General features: G+C 76.9%; 11 protein-coding genes. 8 read left to right on the plus strand and 3 right to left on the minus strand.

Translation table 11 applies throughout. From position 1 onward, the window contains the following. Positions 1-36: 36 nt before the first annotated feature. From F1641_RS18375 to F1641_RS18385, 3 genes are read right to left on the minus strand one after another with little or no spacing between them, the layout of a single operon-like run. Positions 37-1,608: an anthranilate synthase component I gene (locus tag F1641_RS18375; RefSeq protein WP_194907926.1), complete on the minus strand. Its 1,572-nt coding sequence runs from the start codon at positions 1,606-1,608 to the stop codon at positions 37-39. Then, positions 1,605-2,009: a phosphoribosyl-AMP cyclohydrolase gene (gene hisI, locus F1641_RS18380; RefSeq protein ID WP_194907927.1), complete on the minus strand. Its 405-nt coding sequence runs from the start codon at positions 2,007-2,009 to the stop codon at positions 1,605-1,607. The genes F1641_RS18375 and hisI overlap by 4 nt, the downstream gene beginning before the upstream one ends. 55 nt (positions 2,010-2,064) lie before the next feature. Next, positions 2,065-2,571, minus strand: a complete 507-nt coding sequence (locus F1641_RS18385) for a hypothetical protein (protein WP_194907928.1) — start codon at positions 2,569-2,571, stop codon at positions 2,065-2,067. A gap of 119 nt (positions 2,572-2,690) precedes the next feature. Between F1641_RS18385 and F1641_RS18390 the strand changes: the two genes are divergently transcribed. The 8 genes from F1641_RS18390 to F1641_RS18425 all read left to right on the plus strand — a co-directional run bounded on the left by F1641_RS18390 (position 2,691) and on the right by F1641_RS18425 (position 10,920). Beyond that, positions 2,691-3,140 (plus strand): NUDIX hydrolase, encoded by a 450-nt coding sequence (locus tag F1641_RS18390; RefSeq protein WP_194907929.1) that lies wholly within the window; start codon positions 2,691-2,693, stop codon positions 3,138-3,140. After that, on the plus strand, positions 3,112-3,516 hold the full coding sequence (locus F1641_RS18395; RefSeq protein ID WP_255515054.1) for a putative quinol monooxygenase: 405 nt from the start codon (positions 3,112-3,114) through the stop codon (positions 3,514-3,516). The genes F1641_RS18390 and F1641_RS18395 overlap by 29 nt, the downstream gene beginning before the upstream one ends. Positions 3,517-3,826: 310 nt before the next feature. Then, complete coding sequence (locus F1641_RS18400) at positions 3,827-4,585, plus strand: NUDIX domain-containing protein (protein WP_194907930.1); 759 nt, start codon at positions 3,827-3,829, stop codon at positions 4,583-4,585. Between the two features lie 63 nt (positions 4,586-4,648). Then, entirely contained in the window at positions 4,649-5,995 is a 1,347-nt protein-coding gene (nadA, locus tag F1641_RS18405) for a quinolinate synthase NadA (RefSeq protein WP_194907932.1), read from the plus strand. Beyond that, positions 5,992-7,677, plus strand: a complete 1,686-nt coding sequence (locus F1641_RS18410) for an L-aspartate oxidase (protein WP_194907933.1) — start codon at positions 5,992-5,994, stop codon at positions 7,675-7,677. Before nadA ends, F1641_RS18410 begins: the two co-directional genes overlap by 4 nt. After that, the gene (gene nadC / locus F1641_RS18415; protein WP_194907934.1) at positions 7,674-8,621 is read left to right on the plus strand and encodes a carboxylating nicotinate-nucleotide diphosphorylase; all 948 of its coding nucleotides are present in this window, start codon (positions 7,674-7,676) and stop codon (positions 8,619-8,621) included. The genes F1641_RS18410 and nadC overlap by 4 nt, the downstream gene beginning before the upstream one ends. Before the next feature lie 13 nt (positions 8,622-8,634). Next, entirely contained in the window at positions 8,635-9,861 is a 1,227-nt protein-coding gene (locus F1641_RS18420; RefSeq protein WP_194907935.1) for an aminotransferase class V-fold PLP-dependent enzyme, read from the plus strand. A 48-nt stretch (positions 9,862-9,909) separates the two neighbouring features. Further along, positions 9,910-10,920 (plus strand): aldo/keto reductase family protein, encoded by a 1,011-nt coding sequence (locus F1641_RS18425; RefSeq protein ID WP_194907936.1) that lies wholly within the window; start codon positions 9,910-9,912, stop codon positions 10,918-10,920. Positions 10,921-10,997: the final 77 nt, after the last annotated feature.

Consider the following 10,997-nt stretch of genomic DNA (forward strand, 5'->3'; position numbering starts at 1 on the left):
CCGCAGCCCGGCTCCCGGGCCCGCTCACCGGCTGGCTCACGCGCCGGACAGCGGCCGCAGCGCGGTGGCCCGGGCCACCGCCGCGAGCACGGCGGCGGCCTTGGCGCGGGTCTCGGCCTCCTCGGTGGCGGGCACCGAGTCGGCGACGACGCCCGCCCCCGCCTGCACGCGGGCCACGCCGTTCCGCAGCACGGCGCTGCGGATGGTGATGGCCATGTCGAGGTCGCCCGCGACGTCGAAGTAGCCGGCGGTCCCGCCGTACAGGCCGCGCCGCACCGGCTCCAGCTCGTCGATCAGCGCCAGCGCCCGCGGCTTGGGAGCCCCCGAGAGGGTGCCCGCGGGGAAGGTGGACTGCAGCACGTCGAACGCCGTCCTGCCCTCGCGGACCTCGCCGGTGACGGTGCTCACGAGGTGCATGACGTGGCTGTAGCGCCACACCTCCATGAACTCGACCACCTCGACGGTGCCCGGCCGGCAGACGCGGGCGAGGTCGTTGCGGGCGAGGTCGACGAGCATGAGGTGCTCGGCCCGCTCCTTGGCGTCGGCCAGCAGGTCGGCCGCGAGCGCGGTGTCCTGCTCGGGGGTGGCGCCGCGGGGGCGGGTGCCGGCGATGGGGTGGGTCATGGCCCGCCCGCCCTCGACCTTGACCAGGGACTCCGGGCTGGAGCCGACGACGTCGTAGCGGCCGCCGTCGGCGTCCTCGAAGCGGAAGAGGTACATGTACGGGCTCGGGTTGGTGGCCCGCAGGGCGCGGTAGACGTCCAGGGCGTCGGCGGGGCAGTCGACCTCGAAGGTCTGGGAGGGCACCACCTGGAAGACCTCGCCGTCGCGGATGGCGAGCTTGGCGGCGTCGACGGCGGCCTCGTACTCGGCGGCGGTGGAGGTGCGGCGGGGCTGGGCGGCGGCGGCCCCGGCGGCTGCGGCCGGGTCGAGGACGGCCACCGTCGACGGCGCGGGGGCCGCCATCTTGGCGGCCATCGCGTCGAGGCGGGCGACGGCGTCGGCCCAGGCCTCGTCGACCCGCTCGTCGGTGCCGTCGAGGTTGACGGCGTTGGCGACGAGCAGCACGGAGGAGTCGGCGTGGTCGACGACGGCGAGGTCGGTGGCCAGGCACAGCGCCAGCTCGGGGGGCTCGGTGCCCTGGGAGCGCGGCGGGCTGGGGAGCTTCTCCCAGCGGCGCACGACGTCCCAGCCGAGCACGCCGACCAGGCCGCCGGTCAGGGGCGGCAGGCCCGGCAGGCGGGGGGTGCGGAGCGCGGCGAGGGTCTCGCGGACGGCGACCAGCGGGTCTCCGGAGGTGGGCACGCCGGCCGGAGGGGTGCCCAGCCAGTGCGCCTGCCCGTCGCGCTCGGTGAGGACGGCGGCGGAGCGGGCGCCGACGATCGAGTAGCGCGACCAGACGCCGCCGTGGTCGGCGGACTCCAGCAGGAAGGTGCCGGTCTCGCTGCCCGCGAGCTTGCGGTACACGCCGACGGGGGTCTCGGCGTCGGCGAGGAGCTTGCGGACCACGGGGACGACGCGGCGGTCGCGGGCGAGCTCGCGGAAGCCGTCGAGGTCGGGCCAGGTGGCGCCGCCGCCGAGGTCCTTCGGGGGGACGGGTGCGCTCACGCGGGCACCTCCGGGGTGGTGGCCGGCCGGGCGACGGGCAGGGCGCCGGCGTCGAAGCAGGTGCGGTCGCCGGTGTGGCACGCGGCGCCGGTCTGGTCGACGACGACGAGCAGCGCGTCGCCGTCGCAGTCGATGCTCACGGAGCGGACCGCCTGCACGGCGCCGGAGGTGTCTCCCTTGCGCCAGTACTCCTGGCGGCTGCGGCTCCAGAACCAGGTGCGCCCGGTGGTCAGGGTGCGGTGGACCGCCTCGTCGTCCATCCAGCCGACCATGAGGACCTCGCGCGAGCCGTGCTGCTGCACGACGGCGGCGACGAGGCCGGCGTCGTCGCGCTTGAGGCGCGCGGCGACGGCGGGGTCCAGGGCGCTCGGGGGCGCGGCGGGGGTGGGGCTGGTGGTCACGGGGCCATCATCCCAGCCGGGGGGACGGCCAGGCGTCGGGCGAGCTCCGGCGGCGTCAGGCGACGGACGGCACGCGGGCGGCACCCGCTGCGGGGGTGCGCTGCTCGTCGGGCTCCTGCCCGGCCTCCCGCGCCTCCTCGACGGCGGCCTCGACCTCGGCGGCGGAGCGCTCGCGCAGCCGCTGGGCGGCCTGAACCGCGAAGCGGACGCCGTGGTGGGGGTCCTCCGACATCCCGCGCAGGGTGGTGGCGGAGGTCCCGGGGTTGCGGGCGACCGCCGAGCGCACCCGGGCGCTGACGTCGGAGCTCAGCAGCGCGAGCACGCGGACGGGGACGTCGTCGCGGCGGGCGACCTGCTCGCGGACGTCCAGGTCGGCGTCGCGGGCCAGGACCCACAGCGCGGCGTCCTCGGCCGAGGGGTTCTTGGCGACCCGCAGGCGCGTCTTGACGTCGCGGCTGCGGGCGAGGGTGTCCAGCTGGTACCAGGGCGTGCCCCGGCGGCTGGCGATCGTCTGCTCGCGCGTGACCCAGCTCATCAGCTGCTCCTCCCGGTCGTCGGTCACCTGGTGAGGACATCGTGTGAGCACCTGGTCACTCTGCGCACCCCCCGTTGGTCCGTCCGGGGTGACCGGATCCGCTGGACCGACGCGCCCGGAGCAGCGGGCGGTGTGAGGCTGGCGCGATGAGCGAGCCCACCGACCAGCAGCCCGACCAGCAGCAGGACCTCCCGGCCGCGCGCCCGAACGCCGCCCTGACGGCCGACGTCGTCGCGCTGCTGCGCCGCGGTGGCCCGGGTGGCGGTGAGGACTCCGTACTGCTGGTGCGCCGCGGCTCGCCGCCGTTCGAGGGCTCGTGGGCGCTGCCGGGCGGGTTCGTGGACCCCGACGAGGACCCGCAGGTCGCCGCGCTGCGAGAGCTCGGTGAGGAGACCGGGCTCGACCTCGCCGACGTGGCCCTGCGCGAGCTGGGCGTGTACGGCGCTCCGGGGCGCGACCCCCGCGGCCGGGTGGTCAGCAGCGCCTGGTGGGTGCGGCTCGACGGCGCTGGTGCGGGGCGCGGCCCCCGCCGTCGAGGGGGGCGACGACGCCGCGGAGGCGGCGTGGGTGCCCGTCGCCGAGGCGCTGGGCGGTGACGAGCGGGGACAGCTGGCCTTCGACCACGCCGCCGTTCTGCGCGACGCCCTGGCCCGCGACGCCGCGAGCGCCCCGGCGAGCGGGATCGCGGTGCGCTTCGACCTGCCGGACGCGAAGGCGCTGGCGGCGTTCGACGAGCTGGTGGCCGACGTGCTGCCCGGGTTCGCCGCCGACGAGCCGGGGACGCTGCAGTACGTCGTGAACGCGGTGCAGGGCGAGCCGCTGGCGCGGGTGTTCTACGAGGAGTACGCCGAGGGCGGGCACGCGGCGCACGAGGCGCGGCCGGCGACGGCGGCGTTCCTGGACCGGGTGCGCGAGCTGGTGGCCGGGGTGCGGGCCGAGGTGCTGGTGCCGATGGGCGCCGTCCGCCGCTGACGTGCCCCGCTCCTGGACCGCAGCCGAGCGCCTGGCTGCGGTCCAGGAGGGGCTCGGAAGCGCAGCCGAGCGCCCGGTTGCGGTCCAAGAGGGGCTCCCAAGCGCAGCCGAGCGCCTGGCTGCGGTCCAGGAGGGGCTCGGAAGCGCAGCCGAGCGCCCGGTTGCGGTCCAAGAGGGGCTCCCAAGCGCAGCCGAGCGCCCGGTTGCGATCTGGGAGAGGACCCCGTCGTCCCCTTCTTGTCACACCGACCACAAGTGCTGTTAGTGTCACGCCCACCTGAAGTTGGGCGTGACCGGTGGGAGGTGCGGCGTGGCGGACCTCGAGCTCGCCGTCTCCACGGTGATCCTGGCGCTGCTGCCGGGCTCCTGCCCCACCGCCGTGAACGCGGCCTCCCCCGCCGGCCCGACCGGCGAGCGCCCTGCCGACGCCCTCCGGCTGCACCTGCCGCTGGTGCGCCGCACCCGGGAGCCCTTCGCCGAGCGCTGGGCCCTCCCCGGCGGCTGGGTCACCCCCGACGAGCGCCTGAGCTCCGCCGCCCGCCGCACCCTCGAGGAGACGACGGGCCTGCGCCCGAGCTACCTCGAGCAGCTCTACACCTTCGGCGCCCCGCGCCGCTCCCCCACCGGCCGCGTGGTCTCGGTCGTCTACACCGCCCTGGTGCGGGCGCCGGAGGCCGCTGACGTCGAGGTCGGCGAGAACGTCCGCTGGGCCCCCGCCGACGCCCTCGCCGAGACCGTGGGCGACCTGGCCTTCGACCACGCCGAGATCGTCGACTACGCGCTGTGGCGCCTGCGCACCAAGGTGAGCTACGCCGCCATCGCCCAGCACCTGCTCGGTGAGCTGTTCACCCTCGCCGAGCTGCGCCACGTGCACGAGGCCGTGCTCGGCAAACCCCTCGACCCGGCCAACTTCCGCCGCACCGCGGTCGCGTCGGGGTCGGTCGAGGCCACCGAGCACGTCCAGACCGGCGCGGCCCACCGGCCCGCCCGCCTGTACCGCGCGGTGCTCCCGCCGGGCGGGGCAGCGGGGGGCTACCCCCCGTGGCAGTCGCGCCCCGAGCTCGGCTGAGCCCGGCTCGTCCCAGCACCACCCGCACCACCTCGTAGAAGCAGTCAGAGGAAGAGGAAGAGCATGGTCTCCGTCGCCGTCACCCTCGGTCGCACCGCGCCCCCCGCGGGCGGCGCGCCGGTCAGCTCCTGCGACACCCGCCTCGCGAAGGACCCGTTCACCCTCGACGCGATGCCGGGCCTGCCCGCGCCGGCGCCGGAGTACGGGCCCGGCGCCTCGGACGTCGACACGGCCCCCCCGACGACGCCGGTGCAGGAGCAGATCCCCGCGCGCTACCGCCGCATGGCCGACGACGAGGTGCACGAGCGCATCTCCGCGGCGAAGGCGGCGCTCGGCAGCGCCGTCGTCGTCCTGGGGCACCACTACCAGCGCGACGAGGTCATCGCGCACGCCGACGTGACCGGAGACTCCTTCCTCCTGGCGCGGCGCAGCCTGGAGCGGCCCGAGGCGAAGTACGTCGTGTTCTGCGGCGTGCACTTCATGGCCGAGACCGCCGACCTGCTGACCCGCCCCGACCAGGCCGTGGTGCTCCCCAACCTCGCCGCCGGCTGCTCCATGGCCGACATGGCCGACCTCGACGCCGTCGAGGACTGCTGGGCCCAGCTGGAGCAGGCGGTCGGGCGTCCGCTCGACGTGCCGGGCGAGGACGGCCTGGTCGAGGTCGTGCCCGTCACGTACATGAACTCCTCCGCCGCCATCAAGGCGTTCTGCGGGGAGCACGGCGGCATCGTCTGCACCTCCTCCAACGCGACGGCGGTGCTGGAGTGGGCCTTCGCCCGCGGCCGCCGCGTGCTGTTCGTGCCCGACCAGCACCTGGGACGCAACACGGCGAAGGCCATGGGCGTCCCCGCCGAGCTCATGCCGCTGTGGGACCCCCGCAAGCCGATGGGCGGCAACAGCGCCCAGGCGCTCGTCGACTCCCGCGTGCTGCTGTGGCGCGGCTGGTGCTCGGTGCACCAGCGCTTCACCACCGCCCAGATCGACGCTGCCCGCGCCGCCGACCCCTCGGTGGAGGTCGTGGTGCACCCCGAGTGCCCGCAGGCCGTGGTCGACGCCGCCGACCGCGCGGGCTCGACCGAGTTCATCATCAAGGCCGTCGAGGCCGCTCCGGCCGGGGCGAGCCTGGCGATCGGCACCGAGATCAACCTCGTGCGCCGCCTCGCCGACGCCCACCCCGACAAGACCATCACCTGCCTCGACCCGGTGATCTGCCCCTGCTCGACCATGTACCGGATCCACCCCGGGTACCTCGCCTGGGTGCTGGAGTCGCTGGTGGAGCGCGAGCAGGCCCTGGCCGCCGGCGCCCCCGAGAGCGAGCTGGGCCCCGTCGTGAACCGCGTGGTCGTCGACGACGCCGTCGCCGCCGCCGGCCGCACGGCCCTGGAGCGCATGCTCGCGGTCGTCCCGTGACCAGCACCTCACCGGCCGCCGCGGGGGCGGCGCGGCTCGACGTCGACGTCCTCGTCGTCGGCTCAGGCATCGCCGGGCTGACGACGGCGCTGGAGGTGCTGCGCCTCGCCCCCGGCGCGCACGTCGCCGTGGCGACCAAGGGGGCGCTCGGCGACGGCGCGACGGCCTGGGCCCAGGGCGGCATCGCCGCGGTGCTCCCCGACGAGCTCCCCCACGGTCCCGGTGACGATCTCGCCGAGGGCCCCTCCGACGAGGTGGCCCTGCACGTCGCCGACACCCTGGCCGCGGGCGACGGGCTCTGCGCCTCCGCAGCCGTCGCGGTGCTGTGCGGCGCGGGCGCCGCTGCGGTGGCGGCGCTGCAGGCCCGCGGGCTGCAGCTCGACGCCGCGCCCGGCGGGCGGCTCGCCCGCGGCCTGGAGGCCGCCCACTCGCGACCGCGCGTGGTGCACGCCGGCGGCGACACCACCGGGGCCCACGTGGCCCGGGCGCTCGGCGCCGCCGTCCGCGCCTCGCGCGCCGCGCTGCTGGAGCGGACCGCGCTCGTGGCGCTGCTCACCCCCGCCGGCCCCGGGACCGCCGTCACCGGCGCCCGGCTCCGCGGCCCCGGGGGTGAGGAGGTGCTGGTGGGTGCCCGCGCCGTCGTCCTCGCCACCGGCGGGCACGCCCAGGTCTACGCGCACACCACCACGCCCGCGGTCGCCACCGGCGACGGCCTCACCGCCGCCGTGCGCGCCGGGGCCGTGGCCCGCGACGTCGAGATGGTGCAGTTCCACCCGACGGCGGGCGCCGGCCGCGACGGCCGGACCTTCCTCGTGTCCGAGGCCGTCCGCGGCGAGGGGGCCGTGCTCCTCGACGCCTCCGGGCACCGGTTCACCGACGAGCTCGCCCCGCGCGACGTCGTCGCCCGCGCCTGCGCCGCCGCGATGGCCGCTCAGGCCGGAGCCCCCGTCCTGCTCGACGCCACGGGCGTCGAGGGCCTGCGCGCGCGGTTCCCCGGCATCGACGCCCTCACCCGCGCCGCCGGTCTCGACTGGACCCGCGAGCCCGTCCCCGTCACGCCCGCCGCGCACTACGCGATGGGCGGGGTGCTGACCGACCTCGACGGGCGCACCACGCTGCCCGGCCTGTGGGCGGTGGGCGAGGTCGCCTCCACCGGCGTCCACGGCGCCAACCGCCTGGCCTCGAACTCCCTGCTGGAGGGCGCGGTCTTCGGGGCGCGCGCCGCGGCGGCGCTCGTCGCCGGCACCCCGGCCGTCGCAGCCGCGTTCCGGGGCGACCCGGACGACGAGCGGGTCGCCGTCGAGCTGCCGGCCGGCGTGCTGCCGCGGGCCGAGCTGCAGGAGCTCGTGTGGGAGCACGCCGGGCTGCTGCGCGACCGCGGCGGCCTGGAGCTGCTCACCAAGACCCTCTGCGGCGCGGTGGCAGCCACCGGACGGACCGACGGGGAGGACTCGACGGTCCCGGGGGGCTCCGCCGACCTCGGGGAGGGCGCGGCTCCTCCCCGCCGGCCCGGCGTGGCGGCGCTCGAGGACCGGGCGCTCACCGACGTCGCCGCCCTGCTCGCCGCGGGTGCCCTCGCCCGCGAGGAGAGCCGCGGCGCCCACGCCCGCACCGACCACCCCGCGAAGGCCCCCCGGGCCCGGCACGTGCTGCTGCGGGCCGTGCTGGAGGACCAGCCGTGAGCGGGTCCGTCGCCGGGTCCGTCGCCGGGTCCGTCGCCGGGCAGCTGGCCGACGTCGTCGCGCGGGCCCTCGCCGAGGACGCCCCGTGGGGCGACCTGACCAGCGAGTCGCTGCTCGACCCCACCACGACGACGACGGCCGTGCTGCGCGCCCGCCAGGAGGGCGTGCTCGCCGGCATCGGCGCCCTCCCCGAGGCGCTGGCGCAGGCCGCGCGCCTGGTGGGCGCCGAGGCGCCCGCGGTCGAGCTGCTCGCCGCCGACGGCGACCGGCTGGTGCCGGGGCAGGTGCTCGGCCGCGCGGAGGGCAGCGCCCTGGCGGTGCTGCGGGCCGAGCGCACCGCGCTGAACCTCGTGCAGCACCTGTCCGGGGTCGCGACGGCGACCGCCGAGCACGTGGCGCTGGTCGCCGCGGCGGGGGCCACCGCTCGCGTGGCCGACACCCGCAAGACCACCCCGGGCCTGCGGGCGCTGGAGCGGCACGCGGTGCGCTGCGGCGGCGGGTCGAACCACCGCTGGTCGCTGTCCGACGCGGTGCTCGTCAAGGACAACCACCTCGCCCTCGTCGGCGGCGACGTCACCGCGGCGCTCGCCGCCGTGCGGGCGCGGGTGCCCCACACCACCTTCGTGGAGGTGGAGGTCGACAGGCTCGACCAGCTGCCCGCGGTGCTCGCGGCGGGGGTCGACGGCGTGCTCCTCGACAACTTCACCCTCGACGACCTGCGCGCCGGCGTGGCCGCGGTGCGCGCTCACGTCGCCGAGCACGGAGGGCGGGTGCTCGTCGAGGCCAGCGGCGGAGTGCGCCGCGAGACGATCGCCGCGATCGCCGCCACGGGTGTCGACGTCGTCTCGGTGGGCGGCCTGACGCAGGCCGCCCACGCGCTGGACGTCGGGCTCGACGTCGGGGCGGACGCCGAGGTCGCGCCGACCCGCACCCGCACGGGCTGAGGGCGCTCCGCCGGTGGGCTCCTACCTCGACCACGCCGCCACCTCCCCTCCCACGCGGGAGGTGCTGGAGGCGGTCTGGCCCTACCTCGTGCAGGTGACGGCCAACCCGGCGTCGGTGCACACGCCCGGGCAGCAGGCCCGCGAGGGGCTGGAGCGTGCGCGCGCGACGGCGGCCGCGGCGATCGGGTGCCGGCCCGGGGAGGTCGTCCTCACCTCCGGCGGCACCGAGGCCGACGGGCTCGCCGTGCTGGGGATCGCCCCGGCGCTGGCCGCCGCTCGGGGGCGCGACCGGCACCTCGTGACCTCGGCGGTGGAGCACTCCGCGGTCATGGAGCCGGCGCGCGAGCTGGAGCGCCGCGGGTGGCGGGTCGACGTCGTCGGGGTCGACGGGTCGGGGCGCGTGGACGTCGGGGCCCTGGCCGGGGCCGTGACCGAGCGGACCGCGCTGGTGTCCGTCATGCACGCGAACAACGAGGTCGGCACGATCCAGCCGATCGCCGGGGCTGGCAGGGCCGGCGGGGCTGACGGGTCTGGCGGGGTGGCGGCGCTGTGCGCGGAGCGCGGGGTGGCGCTGCACGTCGACGCCGTCCAGAGCGCGGGGGTGCTCGACCTGCGCGAGCTGTGGGCGCTGGGGTCGGCGGCCGGGGGTGTCGTGGCGGTCAGCGTCTCGGCGCACAAGCTCGGTGGGCTGCGGGGGTCGGGGCTGCTCGCGGTGCGCTCCGGGGTGCCGCTGGAGCCGCTGGCCCTCGGCGGCGGGCAGGAGCGCGGACGGCGCTCGGGGACCGTCGACGTCGCGTCTGCGGTGGGACTGGCGACGGCGCTGGCGGCAGCCGCGGCGCGGCGCGAGCGCGAGGTGGTGCGCCTGGCGGGGCTGCGCGACCGGCTGGTGGCGGGAGTGCTGGCCGCAGGTGCCGCAGCTGGTGTCGAAGTGGTGCTGACCGGCGCGGCGCCGGGGCCGGAGCGCCTGCCGGGGCACGCGTCGTTCGTGCTGCCGGGGCTGTCGGGCGAGGTGGTGCTCGCCGAGCTCGACCTCGCGGGGGTGGCCTGCTCCTCGGGGTCGGCGTGCTCCTCGGACAGCGACGACGCGTCGCACGTGCTCGTGGCGATGGGCCTGGACGGCGGCCCGGCCGGCGCCGCCCGCAGCTCCGTGCGCTGCACGCTCGGGTGGAGCTCCACCGACGCCGACGTCGACGCGCTGCTCGACGCCCTGCCCACCGCCCTGGCCCGCGCCCGGCTCTGATGTCAGACCGGGTGAGCGCTCTCACGGCGTTCGCGGTTGGATGGGGTGATGGAGTTCAGGAAGCTCGGACGCAGCGGTCTCAAGATCTCTGAGATCACCTACGGCAACTGGCTGACCCACGGCTCGCAGGTGGAGAACGACGTCGCGACCCGGTGCGTGCGCGCCGCGCTCGACGCGGGGATCTCGACCTTCGACACGGCGGACGTGTACGCGAACGGCGCCGCCGAGGAGGTCCTCGGCGCGGCGCTGAAGGGCGAGCGGCGCGAGTCGCTGGAGGTCTTCACCAAGGTCTACTGGCCGGTCGGCCCCGGCGGCAAGAACGACGTCGGGCTGTCGCGCAAGCACGTCCTCGAGGGCATCGACAACAGCCTCGAGCGGCTCGACATGGACTACGTCGACCTCTACCAGGCCCACCGGTACGACCACGAGACGCCGCTGGAGGAGACCATCTCCGCGTTCGCGGACGTCGTCGCCGCCGGCAAGGCGCTCTACATCGGCGTCTCGGAGTGGACGGCCGACCAGATCCGCGCCGGCCAGGCGCTCGCCACGCAGGCGGGCTTCCGCCTCGTGTCGAACCAGCCGCAGTACTCGGCGCTGTACCGCGTGATCGAGGGCCAGGTCGTGCCGACGTCCCGCGAGCTGGGCCTGTCGCAGATCGTGTTCTCGCCGGTGGCGCAGGGCGTGCTGACCGGCAAGTACCTGCCGGGCCAGCAGCCGCCCGCGGGCAGCCGCGCCACCGACGAGAAGGGCGGCGCGCAGATGATCTCCCGCTGGATGCGCGACGACGTGCTCGCCGCCGTCCAGGAGCTCAAGCCCGTCGCGAACGACCTGGGCCTGTCGATGGCGGCGCTCGCCGTCGCCTGGGTGCTGCAGAACGACAACGTCGCCGCCGCGATCATCGGCGCCTCGAAGCCCGAGCAGGTCACCGACAACGTCAAGGCCGCCGGGGTGCGCCTGCCCGCCGAGGTCATGACGAAGATCGACGAGCTGCTCAGCGGCGTGGCCGCGTCCGACCCGGCGCTGACCGCGGCGAGCCAGCCGTACCAGCGCCCGGCCTGACAGCCACCGCCTCCGGCCCGTGGGACCGCACCCTCCGCGGAGGGTGCGGTCCGCGGTGCGTCCGGAGCACCTCCCGG

The sequence above is a fragment of the Quadrisphaera sp. INWT6 genome (assembly GCF_015390235.1).
Classification (GTDB): Bacteria; Actinomycetota; Actinomycetes; order Actinomycetales; family Quadrisphaeraceae; genus Quadrisphaera.